The organism is Mucilaginibacter gossypii, from assembly GCF_017569325.2.
GTDB classification, from domain to species: domain Bacteria; phylum Bacteroidota; class Bacteroidia; order Sphingobacteriales; family Sphingobacteriaceae; genus Mucilaginibacter; species Mucilaginibacter gossypii.
The window spans coordinates 5,460,117-5,477,928 of sequence record NZ_CP071878.2; the positions used below are offsets into that span (position 1 = coordinate 5,460,117).

Sequence of the window (17,812 nt, forward strand, 5' to 3'; positions counted from 1 at the left end):
CTATGGCATACTTAGTAAAATCAGAACTTAAAAGCGTGATCAGGCTCTATGAGCTTGACGCCATCACTGCCGAAGATGACGGCATCGTAGAGGAAGCCATTGCCAAGGCCATTGAAAAGGCTGCTAACATCCTCACACCTAATGACAAACTGGAATGGTATGACGGCAGGATCCTATATGATGCCCCGGCCATATTTGCCGCTGAAGGGAGCGCCCGTAACCTCCTTGTTCTTGGATATGTTAAATCCATCACGCTCTATTTTATCTGCGAGCTTTATAACATAGGGGCTGACTATAAAGACGTCCAGGACAGGTATGACCGCGCCGAAGGGGATCTCAAGGATCTTGCATCAGGCGTAACCAATAGCAGCACGCTCCCCAGGCTTACAACCGCCCCTCCCGAAGAGAAGGAATCTTTTTATATGGGTAGCAGGCGGAAATTCAATCACGAATAACTTTTAATCACATGAATTTAATAACCACTATAAAAAATTGGTTTGGCGGATCGTCAACATCTGCCGACACCACGCAATACGCGGAGCCTCTTGATTTAATAAGCCTGGCAGCCAGTCAGAAGCAGCAGGGCATCATTACAGACGATACCAAAAAGCGGTATCTGGATTATGATGTTAAAGCGATCTTCAGAACGAGGATGGATATCAAGAACTGGAACGCTTCCATTGATCAATATCAATACATGCAGCCTAAGAACTGGATGATACAGCTTTTGTATAACGAGATCCTGATCGATGCCATGTTATTTTCACAATATCAGAACCGGGGACATCGCCTGTTCAGCCTTGACTTCAACCTTAAAAATCCGGATGGCAGCAACAACGAGGAGCAAAAGGCGATACTTAAAAACATGCCTTTTTATCGTTTTGCCAATTGGGAAAAGTATAAGTCGATATTATTAGGCTACAGTGTGGTGGAGCTGAGCATAGGAAAAACTGTCGATGGCAAACCATTCCTGATCGGTGACAGCATACCACGCACGAATATCGTGCCGCAAACAGGCCTGTTTTATTCTGATTATTACGATGATGTGAATGTGGTAAAATACCGCGAGATGCCCGAATACGGCACATGGCTTCTTGAATACAATAGCAAAGACATCGGCTTGCTTAACAAAACGGTACCGCATGTCTTATTTAAAAGGTTCGCTCAAAGCTGCTGGTCTGAGCTATGCGAGATCTACGGTATCCCGCCAAGGGTGCTTACTACTAATACCCAGGATAAAACCATGCTGAACCGGGCTCAAAAAATGATGAGGGACATGGGCGCTGCCGCATGGTTCATTATTGATGAGGATGAAAAGTTTGAATGGGCCCAGGGCGTGGCAACTAATGGCGATGTATATAAAAACCTGATCGACCTTTGCCGTGATGAAATCTGTCTTGTTATCGCAGGAGCCATTATTGGACAGGATACCAAGAACGGGAGCCGGTCAAAAGATCAGACAGCGCAGGAAATGCTGTTACTGCTCCAAAAGTCGGATATGGCTACGTTGCAAGAGTACTGGAATAACATCACCATACCGGCCCTTAAGAAACATGGTTTCCTGAAAGGTGACCTTACTTTCGAGTTTGTCCCGAATGAGGACACCGCAGAGCTTGTTGACTGGATCCTGAAGTTTGCAGAATATTTCGAGATCGATATAGACTGGATCAAACAAAAGACAGGCATTGAGATTGTGAAGGCCCGCGAGACACCGGTACCGGCTGCCGACAAGGCAACCAAAAAGCTTAAAGCAGATCTGTTGGAGGACGATGATTTTTTTGGCAAGGCCCGTCAGCGATTAAGTGCCTGAACGGGCGTAATAGCTTAAATTTCGAAGAGCTGCAAAGTCGGTTAAACTACCTGTATCACAACTGTTGCAGCACAGATACGATCAACCTGAGCATTGATGATGCGCCGGAGGAGTTTCAGGGATACATTGATGATCTCATAAACCGTATCCACAAGGCGGGTGCAGCGCCCGAAGCAGATCCTAACCTGGTGCGGGCTTACGGCAAAAAGCTTGAATCAGGGGTTATAAAAGGCTATGGTAAAAAGCTGTCAGATGTAGACTGGGATACGCCGGACTATCATACCATCACGGCGCTTCAAAACAATGTATGGCAATTTAGCGCTGCTAAAACGCATACGCAGTTAAAGGACATGAGCGCCGCCCTGGTTGATGCAACCGGCAAGATTAGGAGCTTGCAAGAGTTCAGAATAGAAGCGCGCAATATATCAGGGCAGCAACTTAACTGGCTTGGCACCGAATATCAAACCGCTATTGCAAGCGGTCAGATGGCCGGTAAGTGGGTGTCCATCCAGGAGCAAAAGGAAACATTCCCTTTTCTGGAATTTGATGCCATTGTTGATGATCACAGCTCGAACATTTGCCCGCCGCTCAATAAAGTGATCAAACGGGTTGATGACCCTTTCTGGAAAAAGTATTATCCGCCCAATCACTTCAATTGCCGCAGTACTGTAAGGCAGCTCAGGGATGCAAAGGAAACACCGGATAAAGACATCGTTTACCCCGAAAAGGTGGGAGCCATATTCCAGAACAACGTTGGCATTACCGGTATGGTTTTCCCTCGCGATCATGCGTATTACGTGGATGCTCCGCCGCACGTGATCAATAATGCCACGCTTTATATGCCGGTTAAGGATCAGTACATCACAGCTTATAAATCTGGTGATGGTACCGAGCTTGCCGTTAACCGTAAAACAGCTATCGAAAAAGCGCCGGATCTGGAAGATCTTATAAAGGTCGGTAAGGTTTTAGCAGATAAGGGGATCGCCGTCGACATCCTTCCAGGAATCCATGCGAGTGAAACTGATTTGCGCAAAGTACTGCTGCCCGGTGTGCCAGAGGGCAAAAACCCGGATCTGCTGATCAATGGGGAAGGCTATGCCGATGTTAAGAAGCCCGAGACACCGATAACCTTCCGAAAACTGCAAAGGAATATTGCCAATGGCACTAAGCAGGCCGACAGGGTGATCGTATTGCTGGATGAGGAGTATGACATAGAATTACTGAAGCAGGCCGCTGCCGATCGGTTCAGGGCGTTGGAAGGCATAAACGAGATTGGCTTTGTTACGCAGGATGGCGAATACATCGAATATAAAAGGCCTAAAAATGAGTAAAGCAGCAGAAAATGAATCCTGCTGCCTTACTACGGCGAGGTACGCAGCCCCGCCATCACAAATGTACAACTAATTATTTAATAATCAAGCAATGAGCGCACAACAGGTAACAGCGATATTTGCCAGGATAGAAATGGAGCTCAACCGGGTAATCGAAGTATTGCCGACTATTGTAGGAAACGAAGCTGTTAACTACAGTCTTGAAGCTTTTAAAAACCAGGCATGGGAAGGTGCCCCCTGGCAAAAGCGAAAAGATAAAAAGGATGCTGCCCGAAATCTGCTCGTTAAGTCATCGAGGCTGAGGCGTAGCATCAGGATCATTCGAACTACAGCAGATTCTGTGACTATTGGATCCGATGTGCCCTATGCAGCGGTTCATAACAACGGAGGTCAGATCAACAGGGCTGCACGCTCAGAAACGTTTGTACGCAACCGGTACACTCATGGCCCTAAAAGCAAATATTTTGGCGGGCAGGGTACATTTAAAAAAGGAACTACTAAAGGTAAGGGCTTAAGTTTTAAGGCTCATAGCTTCAACATGCCTAAACGCCAGTTCCTGGGAAACACAGTAGCCTTTGAACGGGCCATGCGCAAAGTTGTGCGCGATGAATTTGATAAAGCAATTAAACACCTCAAATGATATGAAGACAACTTTTTTAACAACCAGGAACCTGATCAGCCAAATACCATCGATCACCTGGGTAGATAAAGACAAGGGGCAGCTTGAAAATTATGACAGCATGCCTCCGATCCCTCCAAACAGCGTACTGATCACTGTAAACATAAACCGTACGCAGGAAATAGGCGACGGTCGCAAGATATGGTTTGTAAGTATTATTATTAGGTTTTACGCTGATGTGGTGAAATCAGAAACAAGCAATAAAGCCCCTGATGAGGCTGTTGAACGAAGCTTAAAATATTACGATGATGTCGAGGCCATCTATGATAAGCTTCAGGACTATACAGATAATGAGCTCGACACATTTAACATGCAAAGCGCTGCTGAGGAGAGCAGGCGTGACGGGTTGACGATAATGCGCTTTGTATTTAATACGAGCTTTGTCAGGCTGATCGCCTGATCAGCTTGCCTGGGCGAAAAGGCTAAGCTGTTGTTCCTGGTATTCTGAAGGTTTCATGCTTTTATAATACATGAGCGTGCGGTAACTGATATGAATGTTATGCTCAGGCAGCTTTTTGGCAACAATGCGCGTATCTGGTATATCAGTCTCTTTGATAGACTGATATACGCTCAATACATGCGCTATTTTCTTTTTATGATTTCTGCTGTTGTAGGCCACTGATACAAAAGTAAAACAGGCGTTTTACTTTATTGGAGACACTATAGGGTATTTGGATTGGTAGGTGTATAATTGTAAAACAGCGCCCTTGCCGTTAAATAGATCACTCATTGACTTATCTCCATATACCAGTCAGTAACTGCCCCGAACCTATCCCGCTGTGGTTTTAAACCTAACTCCCGTAAATGCTTCCAGTAATCCTTCCGGTCATCATCTTTAAGTTTATCTTCGAATGCTTTACTCCAATGATCAGGGAACTTTGAAGCCGGGCCAGCGGCTATTTCAGCAAGCAGCTCATTATAGTACTTAACCAGGTTACTGATACTGTGCTTACCTTTAAACAAGAAATTTTCTGACTTAAAGTAGGCGGTTAACATAGGTTCATCTATCTTGATCAGCTTGATCTTGCCACTATCAGCCGGGCTCACCTTGTACTTAATCCCTTTAAACGTCTCATAGATCCCGCAAAACAGGGCTATCTTTTTATTCGCAGGCATAGCCGCTGTAACGACCAGGTTAAGCTTTTTCAACTCGTCAATCTCGTCTTCCCGCTGCCTGATCACCGATACCAGGGCGGTAAATTGAACGTCATTTAAAGGCTGTTTAATTGCCATTAAAATACAAGTTAAAAGGCCGCCGGTATACTGCAATTCAATATGCCCGCTCATTCTCGGGCTTGTTAAAGTGTAGCTGTTCATTTCTTGCGTTTTTTCTTTTTAGGTGTAAAATTTGTTCCTTTACCATGGCGTTTCTTTTGCCCTTCAGACATCCCTATCGACCTGTAATGGATAGGCTGAGTATTATTAAAACTTTCGTCATTATCAAGTAAATCGGCCATGTGCTTTGCTTCGTCCATCGACAGTCCGTGTAATTCTTTAAATGATTGTTCTGTGTACATACGTTACTTGTTTAAGGCTTTCAGGTAATCTGGGTATACTTTGGTTTCAAAAATGGTGACCATTACATTTAACTCCTGCGGGGTTAGCTGCATTAGCGGCCTTCGATACTTTTGTTTCATCAGCCAGCCATCCAGCGCGGGTCGGATCTCTTCAATAGTTTCTCCCCATTTCATCAGGCTTGCAATGCTGATCAGCTTTTTACGCTGCTGATCACCGGCAGGTACCCGGTTATATGGTTCAAGTCTATGCATGAGCTGAGCGAACTCCGAATCACTTAAACTGCTCAGGATATCAGTACGGTTGTCTGTAAAATCTTTAACCACGTCCTTGTAGTTTAGATCATTCTTTGCCATAATGGAAAAGAACTGTTTATAACTCCTTCCCATGTGCTAATACCTAAAATTTGTCCAATGGATAATCTTTCTAAACATGAAGTAATCAGGCTGTTTAGCCAGTTCAGGATACCACCACTTTTTAAATTCATATAGTGAGGGGAAGCCATCATTAATCGCAAGCTGCTCCTGCTCTGCTTCGGTCAAGATCCTTTGCCCGATTTTCATTACCAGCACGCTTAAACCGCCTTCGTCATCTTTTTCCATGAACATAATGAGCTGTTGCGTAGAAATACAGGGCGTTTCATTAAAGCACCTATAATATTTGGTGCGTACGCCGGTTGCCTGATGCATCATCATTCCAGGCTTCCAACGATTGTGAGCATCCTCCCTGATCGTGTGAATTTTCGTTCCTGCCTTTATCGGCGCTTCGAATTGTTTTTTAAATCCTATTACCATCGTTTTTTATGTAAATCTTAACCAGTCGTTTTCTTTTACTATTGTTGTTTGAAACGGGAACTTATCTTTTGGTACCTGCTCTATCATTTCCATCAACCCTTTTGATCCTGTGAAAACAACATGATAGTTGTTATTGATGGATATCTGAATGTGCAGGCATTGAGTGCCTGGTTCCTGTTTGCTATCTGTTATCTTATAGTCATGAACCGTTATCTCCCGATTCAGTAACCTGTCTGTTTTTATCTTATCTCCCTTAAAGCTTTGTTTTTGAGTGTTTATGTTGAAGTCGCTGAACTTGTTCATGAGGTAGTAGTTTTTTCAGTAGATTTAGGCTATTGCAATGCTTTGCCCATCCGTAATAGGCGGCAATTGATTCAGGCCGGGGGCTGCGTGATATCATCCTGGCAAAGCTTTGTTTAATTGTTTTTCTTAGGCGTATGTGTGTATGGTAGAAAACATAACCCACAAAGTCAATTCCTTCTTTCACCTGGAACACCCTGTAGTTATGTTTTAAAGTCAGTCTCAAATTATCTTGCAGGTAAAGCTCTATCCTATAGCGTAAAGCGTGCAAATAAGGTTTATGGTGATGCAGGATGACGATATCATCAGCATACCTGAAATAGTTCCGTACAAGGGTCTGCTCTTTAAGGTAATGGTCAAACGGCGTTAAATACAGGTTAGCAAAATAAGCGCTGAGGTAGTTGCCAATAGGCAGGCCTGGCGCGCTGTCGATGATGTCATCAAGCAAACGAAGCAGGTCAATATCTTTTATCTTACGCCTGACGATAGCCTTTAAAATATTATGGTCTATGCTGGGGTAAAACTTTTGAATATCAAGCTTAAGGCAGTACTGCGTTCCTTCAACATCTTTTAGCGCCTTTGTAACATCATTAGCGGCTCCATGTATGCCCCTGTCCTTGATGCTGCTATAAGTATGCGAAATAAACATCGCGTTGAATACAGGCTCTAAATGCAGCATAATAGCATGATGTACTATCCTGTCCCGGTATGGTAAAATAGATATCTCACGTTCTTTAGGTTCATAGATGAGCTTCTTTTGATAAGGTGAGGTTGTATAAGTTTTGTTAACAAGGTCATGATGAAGCGCCAATAGGTTAGCATCCTTGTTTTTATCCCAGTCTTTGATACCTGATTGCTTTGCTTTGCCTTTACGGGCAATGCTGTCCGCTAATTGCAGGTTTTCGAGACTGATGATCTTATAAAAAAGGTTGCCTATTCGTTTCATTGTATGCCTTTGCTTTGTAGGTCGTTTTCCCTTCCGGTACCAACGCCCTTAAGTTTGTTTGTTATTTTTCGCCATGTTGGCGGGGCCTGCGCTGCTTAAGATCTTGATAGCAAATGTGGGCACCGAGGTTCGTATTCGTGTTCGTGTTGTTCGTGTTCGAGTAGACGAACGCACCAAGCGAAGGAACTCCGGCAAGCGCAGCGCACAGCCTTTCATTATTTTACGCTGCTCTGTGCAGGTCGTTGATCAGATCAATATGCATCATGCCGAACGATTTCGCGCTCTCGTGATCCGGGAACCAAAAGCGGGCACCGAGGTGCGTAAGCGTGCCCGTGATGTACGAGAGCGAGCAGACGAACGCACCAAGCGAAGGTGACCAAACTAACCAGGGTGTATACTTGTTCCAGTTTGACCAGTCCGGTTTCCAGTCGCCGACCGTAGCCTGGTGAATAATTTCGAGTTTGTAGTCAGCAATATGTCGTTTTGCCATTACTTCGCTTAATCCTGCGGTGTTTGGTAAGAAATTAGGATCTGTGCCGGTTATCTTACATGCTGCTTCAAATGTTTTGGGTACTTTGTACATGATTGTATTATTTTGATGGATTTAAAAATTCGTTCCAGATGTCTATGAATTGCTTACCGATGTAAGTAGCATAGTCGTCGTTTTCCGTGCAAAGGCGGGCACCGAGGGTCGTATGCGTGTTCGTGTGGCACGTGCGCGAGTAGACGAACGCACCAAGCGAAGGTGACCACTCAAACCAAGGGTAATATTTCCACTGGGTTTTGTTCGCATAGTCGGGAATCCATTTTTCGTTAAAATCATCGCCGGTGCGTTTATTGAATGCTTCAAAGATCACTGCAAGCTTGAAAGCCGCGTTAGCCAGGCGCTCAGCTGGCTTCTCCGGGAACTTGTAAGGCATATCATCTGTCCTGATGCGTTCAGCATCCGCTACGTCGTCCCATGTCTTAAAAATCTCACACGGATCAGGATTGGTTATTTGCTTCCCGAATAATGTACCAAGCATAACCCTGGTTGTGCCTTCTGCCTGGTTGTAGGCAGCAATGGCGTTTTCTCTATTAATTGTTATTGTGCTCATTTATTTATTGATTTAATTTTAGTGGATAACCGAAAGGCCGAGGGGCTGCGAAAGCTCAAACTCAAGACGGGCTCCTTTACTGTCGTGCCAGTCATTCAGCAGGGCAATAGTGCCAGATGATGCCAGCAGGATCACGGCTACGCGCATTGCTTTGTCCCAGTCCTCCGTTTCTGATATAAAGTCACATGGGTTCAATACGAAATAGCCTTCTGCTTCAAGTTCGGCCTGCTTAAGCTTGAATTTGGCGAACACTTCACCATATGGAAGATCTGTAACCTTACCGGCTACATATGCAACCGGTAGTTTACCTTTGTTTGATGCCAGGTGTGTGGCGATCTGGATTAGGATCTGTATCATTTAAATGGGATTAAAGCGTAAGTTTCTGCGCCATTAGTTGAGTTTTTATCATTTCAACCTGTGTTTTGCCGAGTTCGATGAGACTTTTTAACTGGTCATTAATTGCGTTAGCCTGGGGAATATATGCCGGATCTTTTTTAACCATATCGATATTCTCCATGATCAGATCCCCCAGGGCTTTTGCATTCTGCCCAATTACTGATGATTCCAACAGTGCCCCGCTCACTTGAGGTGAAGGCATAGTGACATTCATTTCTACAGGTATAAACTTTCCGATTTCTTTTTCAAAATTTTCGTTCGCTACCGGCAGATTTACCTTGTCAGTATGAATAGTTATTACTTTATCAGTTGACCTGTAGCTTTCTACTTTCACCAGGTTTTTTCCATACCTGAAATAGTTCCCTAACATGGGTTTAACCATTTCTTCGATCTCTAATTTTGTCATTTTCTTTTATTGCTCTTTTTAATAATAATTGATTGCGTTTTAATTCGATAAGTTCAGGGTGTTTCAGGAGCTCAGCCTTCAGATCAAGATCTACCTTCCTTGATTTTGTAGCGAGATAATGAGCGACAGTGGTATCAGTGAGATTGATTGTTCCGCTGTTCCTGAGCGCGTTTTCGGCCATCGACAATAATTCCAGGTTGCTGATATCGCAATTAAGGCTATTCTTGTCACGGAAGGCTATCACATGCTTTGGCGGTATTTTACCGTGGTGCTGCTCCCAAACATGCCGTTGAAGCAATTCCCACTTGCCTAAGCTTACCCTGATGTATTGATATGGGATGCCTGTTTTGTCCATCCTTACAGATATTTCAAAATCAGTCCTGGTATTGTGAGGAAGATGCCCTTTCTTAAACCGGGTATTTGTAGTCCTGGCAATGCCTTCAGGCGACATGAACTCAGCTTGCTTTTTACCTTTGTTCATTGGGGATGCTCCTTGTTGAAACCTGCTTTCTTTTTTCCTGTTTTCAACGAGTTCAGCTGGTATTCTTAACCCCATTGCCTTTAACCTGCCAGCCACACCGGTAAAGCTTCGCCCAGGCAGGAACTTATCTACAAGTGTTTTTACAGGGTAGTTAATATATTCCCTCCTGATGATGTCATCTTCTTCCTGTGAGAAACTCGTCCTGCCGGTCATTGCCTCTGTTTTGAATTTGGCCCTTATATCTCGTGGAACATGGATCCCGTTCGATTTTAAAAAGCGTTGCACTACTGACTTGCTGCATCCAAATAGAGTAGCCATTTTACTACAGCTTATTACCAGGCAGTTTTCCCTGATGAAAGCTTTATTTTCGTTTGTTAATACCTGCTTTGGCATTTTATTTAGATTTTTCGATGCTTGTTATTTCCGAGTGGTTATCAAGGTGATCATAAACGGATTGTTGGTTATTCATACATATGCTCAGGTATATCCAGGTGGTGAGCAGAGCAATGATTACAGCTATGAGCCAAAAAGTTGTCTGTTTCATTTCTCAATGTCTCCTTTCGATAGTTCATTCATGGCCCTGGCAAGCGTTATTACAAGCGCTAAGACCACCAGGGCAACGCCGCCGAAGTATAGGAACCTGCCTGTTTTAGCTACGCCAAACAAGGCTATCATTGCGCCGATCATGGTTAATGTTATTACCGGTACTTTGACATATTTTGCTTTAATTCTCATAATTGGTAAGGTTTAATAAACAGGCCGGGGTAAACCCGGCGCTGATCAGATGGCTGAAAAATTTAGTTGAACGTCCTGGTATTGATTGTTGGGGCCCTTTACCCAAACCCTGAAGTATTCTTTGCTTTCAGGACGGCGGATCGCTCTTTTAATAAGGCCCATTGCCTCAGTATAGCGGGGATCATCTACACGGCTTTCGTACTTTGATAGACCGAGCACACGCTTGGTATCCATTTTACCGCGACTGGTCTCAAAGGCTCCCATAATCCATTCCTTAATAAAGTCCTTCGCTCCCTGCAGGCCGTCTTCCAGGATCTCGTCAAGCTTCTGCTTTGCAAGGTCGATGAGATTGTCGTCGAATGTAATCGGCTGACCTATAGACACCTCGACTTTGATGCTTCTGTCAAAGTTGTATATGGTATTTCCGCCTTTGCCTTTGCCCTTTGGCTTGCCGTTGTTTTCAACCAAAAAGGCCTGGTAAAGCTCTTTAGCTGTTTTTTCTACTCTTTCCTTGAATTCTGTAAGCTGTTTATTGATAGCAATAGCTTGTTTAGCAATTACACCAGCGTGCTTTTCGCACTGCTTCTCATAAGGGGTAAGGCGCTTAACGTCAACTTTCTTTCCCTCTTCATCCAGCCAAAAGCCGTCCTTAATTGTTTGTGTTCTGATCTGTAGCTCTTTCATATTTTGATTATTGTTTATGCGTAAGTTTGGTCAAGCACCAACAGGTGCGTTGTTATCATATTTTGCTCGTATATCCAATCATTCCCCAGGTTCCTGTTATTGAAGTACACGTAATAGGCTTTGGCTTCGATATCTGTTAGCGACAGGCTATAGCCATCGCCTTTAAATCTGCTTTCAACCTTGTTTCTAAGCTTTTTAAATACCTGGAACATGATATCCTTAACCAGGCTTTCAGCTATATCGGCAGGCTGCTCCGGGTTGATGAACTTTTCGAACAGGTGCATAAGCGCCTTGGCATTATCATATGTTAGTTTCAAGGTCATGCTGTAGCCCTTTCCAGTTTTTTAATATTGTAGATAGTATCGTCGTATTTCGCCCTGAACTTGCCGTCAGTGATCAGCATATCATGCACCCTGTTTCCAGCGTATACCACAGTTGTATGATCTCTTTTGAAGTAATCAGCTATCTGATGCAGGGTAATACCAGGTATCAATAACCTCATCAGGTGCATGGCGCAATGCCTTGCTTCCGCGTACTCATGCTTTCTGCAATCGCCTAAAATGTTCACAGCAGATACTTTGTAAAATCGGCTTGTCATATCTATGATATTAGCCTTCGTGATTGTTGTTTTTGGCCTGAATGGTATTTTAACCGATTGGTATGTTACCGGCATGCAATACCTCATACATTTTCCTCCTCTAAATCGGCCATTATCTTGCCGCAGTCCAAATAGAATTTTGTTATCAATTTGTTATCTCCCAAAAGTTCAGTTGCCCGCCTCAGGGCTTTATGGGTGTGTTTCCTGGAAATATCCAGTGATGCCGCGATGGCTGTATTTTTATACCCCTGCTCTTCCATAAGCAAAATGGCTACATAACGGGCATAGGTATAGTAGTGAGGCATCTTCCGGCTCAACTGGTCAACCTTTACGCCGGTAACCGATTGTACTAAGTCTATGATCTCCGCTATCGTCATTATATCATCCTCATTATTTGAGCATACCTGCCCATAAAATTCTCATCATTAAGCAGGCGCTCGTGATCGTGTATCAGCAGGTACTCTTTGGTGATGTACCAGGTATCATATTTGAAATCATAAGCCATCGGCAGAAATTCAGTCTCATTACGGAGGTTCCACTCATTATTAAAAAACCCCCTGAATACGGGCGAGTATTCTATTTCGAGCTTTACCCTGGGCCAGTCATGGCACAACTCAGCTACCAGTTTTTGATAAATTGCAAACTGATGCTCGCAATATTTATCGCGGCTCCAACCAAATAGCTGGCATACCTCATTGAGCTGATCATCATTATCGATCCTTACCTGGGCGATATGTGTTTTGGGTGCGTTGAATATTTTAAACCGGGTGCTCATACTGCTTTGTTTAATGGCTGCTGTCCGTGGTACAGGTCAGCGCCTTCTTTCCATACTACTTTTTGTCCTCCGTTTGGGCCTATGTAGCGGCCTTTACTGAAAGCCACAAAACCCTCGACGTATATTTTAAGATCCGCGTCGTACATGACGGATTCAGCGGCAGATCCTTTAGGGTTCTTTCCCGTGGCCTGGCTCACCACTATAATGAGCTTATCGCTGTGTTTCTCTCTAAAGTCAATGAATCGTTCATAACTCATTCTTGCGTACTGGTAGCTGTCTATCACCCAGAAGTCGGCACTTTTAGGCTGTTTCATTCGGTAACTCATGTCGCTTAAAGGCTCCTTTATCACCTGCATTCGCTTGGAAACACTTATCATGTTACTGCGCTTTATCGCGTTTTGAAAGGTTTTTCGTCCGCCTTCTTCCAGCGTATTGTAAACCAGCCGTCCAAACCGGCAAAGCTCCTTACACAGTTCCATTACCAAAGTGGTTTTACCGCTTCCACTTGTTCCCCAAATGAACCAAACACCGCACATTTCTGGTTTATCAAACGCCTCGTACCACTCACCTTCGAACTCGAAACACTTGAATTTTTGCCGCTCAATATTGCTTATCGATTGGGCTTTCTTCATCTACGCTGCGTTAAGGATCAATAATGTTTTCGCCTTTCGTAAGCCGCCGATGTTCATCGCCTCGTCATCATCGGTATCATCTGTGGCGATACACTTATTGACTATCTTTTTCATCAGCGCCTTATCCTTCATGTTGATGCTCAGCACATCGGTAACAAGCTTGGTATAAAAGGCTATCCTTTCCGCCCTGTTGGTAGGTGCTACTTTCATGAACTTATTTCCGTATCTGTTGAAAAACTCCCGGTAGCCCGGTACATCATTCTTGATCCCACGTTCAATAGCTTTTTTAAAGCCTTCAGCGCCCATCATATACCATCCGCAGATACCATTGGTGGTTGCGTTCCAGAGTTCCTGTAACAGTTGCACAATAGCTTTATTCACAAAGCCGCCTTCGTCTATGATGATCATAGGCTGCTCAAGTACGCCTAAGCAGTATTTGATCCGTTGTATCACTTTAAACAGCCTATCCTTGTACTCAACACCTATAGCTTTGGCAAGCGTTCTTACAAAAGCATCCTTTGTACCGCACTGGCTCAGGTCGATGTAAAAACAGTTATTGAGTGTTTTGCTGAGGTGCTTACCGGTGAAGCTCTTTCCTATGCCGCAATCATCTACTATGATCATGGCCTGTCCGTTTTCTTTGCAAAAGGTGATGTCATTACTGATTGCCTGGTATACCTCTGTCTCGGCCTTGATAAACTCAAATCCGGTATTGCTTACGTCGAGATCCTGACCGATAGTGATCCACTGGTCATTGCTTAAAATCTTTTCAATTTCACCTTTCTTTAGCCGGCTCCATACAGAGCCATGGATGCCCCATTGTTTGGCGAAGGCCGCGTCAGATCCGCCGTATAGCTTACGCATATCCTTCAGCGCTGCTACCACCTTGTTTTTAAAGTCATCAGTTAGTTTCATATCAGTTGGGAATTAATTGTTAAAATCTGCTTGCTGTATCCAGTTTATACCCGGTTTTTCTTTCCATTACCTCAGTATCATCAGGCCGTGATCCGGGGATCTCTTTAGCTGGTTCCGGTGATGGTGTGTATTTCTTTACACCGCCTATCTTGAACCTTGTTGATTGCTCTACAGGTCTTTCAATGATGGTGATGCGTTCTATTTCGGAGGCATTTCTTCGGATATAACCCTGCACCGTTGCGCTGTAAGCGCTTTGCAGTGTGCGATTAGCCTTGTCCTCGTCCGTTTGCTCAAGCGTTGCCCTGTTGTATTCCAGGTCACCTAAAAGTTCACAGATCAGTGTACCCTGCATGTCGTACACCAGCGATTTAAGTACGTCGCCCTGGTTATCTTCCATCCAGTACACCACCACTTCATGGCCTTCAATCTTTTTCATTACATTGATCAGCGTTTCGCCCAGGGCTACCTTTCCTTCAAAGCCAACAACACGGGCTTTGCCCTGCAACATGATCCTGCCTGCTTTCATACTTGATTTTGTCCTGGTGCCGAGGTATGGAAGGATGCCTGCCCAGTTTGTTGGTACAAGCTGAGGATGCTGTTTGTCTAAAAACACATCCCAACGGGTCATCCCTGGGTGTAGTTCCTGGTTACTATGCAGCGTATTGTTCCATGTTTCTATATCGCGTAAGCAGCCTTCAATTATTTCAGATTTCGGGATCAGCTCTTTCCCTCCGTTGTGTGCCTGGTTACTTTCAGACAGTGCGAACGGACGGGCAAGCCAGGCGCGACGAAGTTTTTCAAGACCGTACCGCAGTTTCCGGTAATAGCTTTCGATCTTTTTACCACGGGCGTTATTAGCCTCAATACGCACACGCTGAAACATGGCTCCGTTTTCCAGGAATGTGTTAACGAATGAACTATTCAGGGATAGCTCACCTTCAAGCTCGTAGGGAAGGGGTAGTCCCCATTCGGTATAGTTACGTACAAGCTGTTTGTAAAAATCAATGATGATGCCTTCTTTGGTTTCTCCGTATACCCAACAGGTAAAGGCTTCGCTTCCCAGGTCAATAGCATTATAAAACCACATCCTTTTGCCTGGTGCATATTCAAACGGCGGCTGACGGTCATCCACACTGATCAGGCTTCCTGCATATTCCGGTTGCTTTAGCTTGTGGTACGGTTCGTAAATGCCTTTGAATTTTTGACGGTCTCCGCTCCTGATGCTGTGTGTAGCTATCCTGTTTTCCCAAAGCTCCTGATAGCTGTATACCGTACCTTCAGATGCAGCCCTGAAGCATTCGGCTTTATAGTCGTATACCTCGCCCGTATCATTATTGATGATATCAGCCTGTCCGGCAAGGAACTGATTGTATTTTACCGAAACCTCAAAGTAGGTAGGCTTGTGGTTTTTCTGGCCGGCGTATATCTCTTTCCATATCTTGATCATTTCAGGGGTCACGATCTGGGCATTACTGTTATTATTACGGCCATCGATAAGGCTGTCGTAACCATGCCTGATATAGGCATTAAGTTTTCGCGAAAGGCTTCGCTCGTTATTAGGAAGGGTATGCTGTGTATTATGGTTTGCTTTTAAGTAGTTGTTAAACAGGATAGCATCATTAGTGATCGATTTTAACAGGCCCCTGAGGCTTCCGTTACGGCTTTTCCGGCTACTTTCCCGGTATGTTTTAAGGTCTCGCAACGCATTAAGAACAGACGCGTTAACAGTATATCTCTTTTTTTGTGCCGGTGTCAGGTAATCGCCGCTATCCTCAAACTGGAACTTGTCATAATAGATCTTGGCAGCGCCGTCCATCTTGAAAAATTTCTGCAACGGGCTTACGTCAGCCTGCGGGTTGCCAAAACGCTCTATGCACTGCTTTTGCCAGTTATCTGGTAACTTATCCCAGGCAATCAGAACTTCGTTACCCGGACCCAGTCCTGCTCTAAGCTTAAATTCCGGATACCGGCATGCTTTCTGCTTATAGGAACTATATGACATCACTCCCAGGCTATTATCTGTACAACGATCTATGTCGCTGATCAGGTAACTTAGCCGTACACCTATCTTGTTATTGTGAAATTCGTATGCGCCTTGCATGGTCTATTAATTAGGATTGTTATTACTGGCTCCCGCCCGGTGGCGATGACCGGGTTACGCTTTCGGGACAGAGGCTTTTTAGGCCCCGAAAAAGGCTACTCCGATTCCTGCTATGGCGCAGAATGCTGTAAGCCCGATAAACTCACCTGTGGTCAGTTCGTCACTTACAAGACGATGGATAAATGCTTTCATGATCGTTAGGTTATTGGTGTAACTGGTTGATTAATTCGATGTGCTGCTGTCCGAAATAGCGGGCCGCGTCCCGTGTTGCGAACCAAAAGCGGGCACCGAGGCTCGTAACCGTGCACGTGTAGTACGAGTCCGAGCAGACGAACGCACCAAGCGAAGGAACGTATTCTAACCAGGCAGTGTACTTGTCCTGATCCCAGTCACTGAAGTCCGCTTTCCAGTCGCCGTTAGTGGCCTGTTCTATGATCCTGAGCTTGTAGCCGGCAATTATACTGTTGGCAATGTTTTCTGGCAGTCCGGTTACGCCTGGTAAAAGGGTCGGATCAATGCCCAGTATTTCACAGGCGTGTTCGAATGAGGTAACTTGTTTCATGATGATTATTGGTTTAAAAGAGTTTTAAGACGAGGTACAATGTTGTTGCCCTTGTAATGGCCGTTTACCAGGTTGCTAAGCACTACGCGGCTTATATTCAACTTTCCGGCAAGGAAACTGATCGACTTGCCTGACTCCTTTATTGAATCCCTCAGCGGTAAATTCTCAGGATATTTAACTTTTTTGTTGGAAGCTTCCATTTATTTATACTTTTGTAAATACTTATACAAATATAACATTACTTTACATTTTGTCAATACAAATTGTATTGACAAATACATAAATACTTATAAAACATTGACTACCAAAGGGAAAAAATTAAAATTAGCTCTCAGGGGAGCTGGTTACACGCAGGAAGAGGCTGCAAACAAGCTGGAAATATCCAGACAAACACTCTCTAATTACCTAAAAATGGCAGAGTTTCCAGATGTTCTTTTACAAAATGTAAAGGCAAGACTCGGAATAGACTTGTTATCGGAAGGAGACCAGGCATTTGAAACGGCAAAAAAAAATCCAGCTATAGCTTTAGGCGAGTTGAAGATTGAAGGAAATGAAAGCCCATACATTGACATGGGGAACGGTCAGTTTTTAATGGTAGTGCCATTAATACCTATAAGAGCATCAGCCGGATATAGAGAACATTTCCAGGACGAATCTTATATTGACAGTCATTACGACAAGCATTATTTCCCAGTAACAAGGCAATATAGAGGCAAATATTTTGCCTTTGTAGTAGACGGCGATTCTATGGAAAATTGGACTTCTGAGGAAATGGCTCGCCAATCAATATCAGAGGGGGCTACAGTTACAGGAAGGGACATTCCGAAACAACATTGGGTCAATAAATTTCATTTGAAAAGCTTTCAAGACTATGTAATTGTACACAAAGACACTATTCTGGTTAAACGGATAATAAATCATGATACAATAAATGGTATTATAACCTGTAATTCACTTAACCCAGACAAAATTAGACACCCCGACTTCGATTTAGATCTAAATGATTGCTTGCAGATCCTTAACATAGTAAACGTAACACAGGCCCGATAAATAAA

The 17,812-nt window shown here is 44.1% G+C and carries 30 protein-coding genes; 6 read left to right on the forward strand and 24 right to left on the reverse strand.

The genetic code is table 11. The features are described from left to right. Positions 1–2 precede the first annotated feature (2 nt). From J3L18_RS22980 to J3L18_RS23000, 5 genes are all read left to right on the forward strand, one after another. Entirely contained in the window at positions 3–455 is a 453-nt protein-coding gene (locus tag J3L18_RS22980; RefSeq protein ID WP_129569616.1) for a hypothetical protein, read from the forward strand. Between the two features lie 11 nt (positions 456–466). After that, the gene (locus tag J3L18_RS22985; protein WP_129569615.1) at positions 467–1,810 is read left to right on the forward strand and encodes a phage portal protein family protein; all 1,344 of its coding nucleotides are present in this window, start codon (positions 467–469) and stop codon (positions 1,808–1,810) included. 188 nt (positions 1,811–1,998) lie between these two features. Beyond that, positions 1,999–3,141 (forward strand): CdiA C-terminal domain-containing protein, encoded by a 1,143-nt coding sequence (locus J3L18_RS22990; RefSeq protein ID WP_129569614.1) that lies wholly within the window; start codon positions 1,999–2,001, stop codon positions 3,139–3,141. A 91-nt stretch (positions 3,142–3,232) separates the two neighbouring features. Further along, the gene (locus tag J3L18_RS22995; RefSeq protein ID WP_129569613.1) at positions 3,233–3,781 is read left to right on the forward strand and encodes a phage virion morphogenesis family protein; all 549 of its coding nucleotides are present in this window, start codon (positions 3,233–3,235) and stop codon (positions 3,779–3,781) included. A 1-nt stretch (position 3,782) separates the two neighbouring features. Then, entirely contained in the window at positions 3,783–4,220 is a 438-nt protein-coding gene (locus tag J3L18_RS23000; protein WP_129569612.1) for a hypothetical protein, read from the forward strand. On the opposite strand, the gene J3L18_RS23005 is transcribed toward J3L18_RS23000, so the two are convergent. The 24 genes from J3L18_RS23005 to J3L18_RS23120 form a co-directional block, all read right to left on the reverse strand. Beyond that, positions 4,221–4,439 carry a hypothetical protein gene (locus J3L18_RS23005; RefSeq protein WP_129569611.1) on the reverse strand — a complete coding sequence of 73 codons (219 nt, stop codon included), beginning with the start codon at positions 4,437–4,439 and terminating at the stop codon, positions 4,221–4,223. Positions 4,440–4,546: 107 nt separating this feature from the next. Further along, positions 4,547–5,137, reverse strand: coding sequence for a hypothetical protein (locus J3L18_RS23010; protein ID WP_129569610.1), 591 nt, complete (start codon positions 5,135–5,137; stop codon positions 4,547–4,549). Beyond that, positions 5,134–5,337 carry a hypothetical protein gene (locus tag J3L18_RS23015; RefSeq protein ID WP_129569609.1) on the reverse strand — a complete coding sequence of 68 codons (204 nt, stop codon included), beginning with the start codon at positions 5,335–5,337 and terminating at the stop codon, positions 5,134–5,136. The genes J3L18_RS23010 and J3L18_RS23015 overlap by 4 nt, the downstream gene beginning before the upstream one ends. 3 nt (positions 5,338–5,340) lie before the next feature. Further along, on the reverse strand, positions 5,341–5,691 hold the full coding sequence (locus J3L18_RS23020) for a hypothetical protein (protein ID WP_129569608.1): 351 nt from the start codon (positions 5,689–5,691) through the stop codon (positions 5,341–5,343). A 36-nt stretch (positions 5,692–5,727) separates the two neighbouring features. Next, the gene (locus tag J3L18_RS23025) at positions 5,728–6,129 is read right to left on the reverse strand and encodes a hypothetical protein (protein ID WP_129569607.1); all 402 of its coding nucleotides are present in this window, start codon (positions 6,127–6,129) and stop codon (positions 5,728–5,730) included. A 6-nt stretch (positions 6,130–6,135) separates the two neighbouring features. Continuing rightward, a complete protein-coding gene (locus J3L18_RS23030; RefSeq protein WP_129569606.1) occupies positions 6,136–6,432 on the reverse strand; it encodes a DUF8468 domain-containing protein in 297 nt (98 codons plus the stop codon). Continuing rightward, on the reverse strand, positions 6,383–7,375 hold the full coding sequence (locus J3L18_RS23035) for a reverse transcriptase/maturase family protein (RefSeq protein ID WP_129569605.1): 993 nt from the start codon (positions 7,373–7,375) through the stop codon (positions 6,383–6,385). Before J3L18_RS23035 ends, J3L18_RS23030 begins: the two co-directional genes overlap by 50 nt. 220 nt (positions 7,376–7,595) lie before the next feature. Continuing rightward, a complete protein-coding gene (locus tag J3L18_RS23040; RefSeq protein ID WP_129569604.1) occupies positions 7,596–7,958 on the reverse strand; it encodes a hypothetical protein in 363 nt (120 codons plus the stop codon). 7 nt (positions 7,959–7,965) lie between these two features. Continuing rightward, entirely contained in the window at positions 7,966–8,472 is a 507-nt protein-coding gene (locus tag J3L18_RS23045; protein WP_129569603.1) for a hypothetical protein, read from the reverse strand. 18 nt (positions 8,473–8,490) lie between these two features. Beyond that, the gene (locus J3L18_RS23050; RefSeq protein WP_129569602.1) at positions 8,491–8,829 is read right to left on the reverse strand and encodes a DUF4406 domain-containing protein; all 339 of its coding nucleotides are present in this window, start codon (positions 8,827–8,829) and stop codon (positions 8,491–8,493) included. A 10-nt stretch (positions 8,830–8,839) separates the two neighbouring features. After that, positions 8,840–9,274: a hypothetical protein gene (locus tag J3L18_RS23055; protein ID WP_129569601.1), complete on the reverse strand. Its 435-nt coding sequence runs from the start codon at positions 9,272–9,274 to the stop codon at positions 8,840–8,842. Beyond that, positions 9,243–10,148 carry an HNH endonuclease signature motif containing protein gene (locus J3L18_RS23060; protein WP_129569600.1) on the reverse strand — a complete coding sequence of 302 codons (906 nt, stop codon included), beginning with the start codon at positions 10,146–10,148 and terminating at the stop codon, positions 9,243–9,245. Before J3L18_RS23060 ends, J3L18_RS23055 begins: the two co-directional genes overlap by 32 nt. 1 nt (position 10,149) lies before the next feature. After that, positions 10,150–10,299, reverse strand: coding sequence for a hypothetical protein (locus tag J3L18_RS23065; RefSeq protein ID WP_189549236.1), 150 nt, complete (start codon positions 10,297–10,299; stop codon positions 10,150–10,152). Then, positions 10,296–10,490, reverse strand: a complete 195-nt coding sequence (locus J3L18_RS23070) for a hypothetical protein (RefSeq protein ID WP_129569599.1) — start codon at positions 10,488–10,490, stop codon at positions 10,296–10,298. The genes J3L18_RS23065 and J3L18_RS23070 overlap by 4 nt, the downstream gene beginning before the upstream one ends. 45 nt (positions 10,491–10,535) lie before the next feature. Next, positions 10,536–11,174, reverse strand: a complete 639-nt coding sequence (locus J3L18_RS23075; protein WP_129569598.1) for a DUF3164 family protein — start codon at positions 11,172–11,174, stop codon at positions 10,536–10,538. A gap of 14 nt (positions 11,175–11,188) precedes the next feature. Continuing rightward, positions 11,189–11,497, reverse strand: a complete 309-nt coding sequence (locus J3L18_RS23080) for a hypothetical protein (protein WP_129569597.1) — start codon at positions 11,495–11,497, stop codon at positions 11,189–11,191. Then, positions 11,494–11,772: a helix-turn-helix domain-containing protein gene (locus J3L18_RS23085; protein ID WP_189549234.1), complete on the reverse strand. Its 279-nt coding sequence runs from the start codon at positions 11,770–11,772 to the stop codon at positions 11,494–11,496. Before J3L18_RS23085 ends, J3L18_RS23080 begins: the two co-directional genes overlap by 4 nt. 83 nt (positions 11,773–11,855) lie before the next feature. After that, complete coding sequence (locus J3L18_RS23090; protein WP_129569595.1) at positions 11,856–12,149, reverse strand: hypothetical protein; 294 nt, start codon at positions 12,147–12,149, stop codon at positions 11,856–11,858. Beyond that, complete coding sequence (locus tag J3L18_RS23095) at positions 12,149–12,547, reverse strand: hypothetical protein (protein ID WP_129569594.1); 399 nt, start codon at positions 12,545–12,547, stop codon at positions 12,149–12,151. Before J3L18_RS23095 ends, J3L18_RS23090 begins: the two co-directional genes overlap by 1 nt. Then, positions 12,544–13,179, reverse strand: a complete 636-nt coding sequence (locus tag J3L18_RS23100; protein WP_129569593.1) for a hypothetical protein — start codon at positions 13,177–13,179, stop codon at positions 12,544–12,546. The genes J3L18_RS23095 and J3L18_RS23100 overlap by 4 nt, the downstream gene beginning before the upstream one ends. Further along, on the reverse strand, positions 13,180–14,094 hold the full coding sequence (locus J3L18_RS23105) for an AAA family ATPase (RefSeq protein WP_129569592.1): 915 nt from the start codon (positions 14,092–14,094) through the stop codon (positions 13,180–13,182). Between the two features lie 19 nt (positions 14,095–14,113). Next, positions 14,114–16,195, reverse strand: coding sequence for a hypothetical protein (locus tag J3L18_RS23110; RefSeq protein WP_129569591.1), 2,082 nt, complete (start codon positions 16,193–16,195; stop codon positions 14,114–14,116). 202 nt (positions 16,196–16,397) lie between these two features. Next, the gene (locus tag J3L18_RS23115; RefSeq protein ID WP_129569590.1) at positions 16,398–16,757 is read right to left on the reverse strand and encodes a hypothetical protein; all 360 of its coding nucleotides are present in this window, start codon (positions 16,755–16,757) and stop codon (positions 16,398–16,400) included. Between the two features lie 5 nt (positions 16,758–16,762). Then, positions 16,763–16,957 carry a hypothetical protein gene (locus J3L18_RS23120; RefSeq protein WP_129569589.1) on the reverse strand — a complete coding sequence of 65 codons (195 nt, stop codon included), beginning with the start codon at positions 16,955–16,957 and terminating at the stop codon, positions 16,763–16,765. A 97-nt stretch (positions 16,958–17,054) separates the two neighbouring features. Here J3L18_RS23120 and J3L18_RS23125 point away from each other — a divergent pair, with 97 nt between their 5' ends. After that, positions 17,055–17,807 carry a LexA family transcriptional regulator gene (locus J3L18_RS23125; protein WP_129569588.1) on the forward strand — a complete coding sequence of 251 codons (753 nt, stop codon included), beginning with the start codon at positions 17,055–17,057 and terminating at the stop codon, positions 17,805–17,807. Positions 17,808–17,812: the final 5 nt, after the last annotated feature.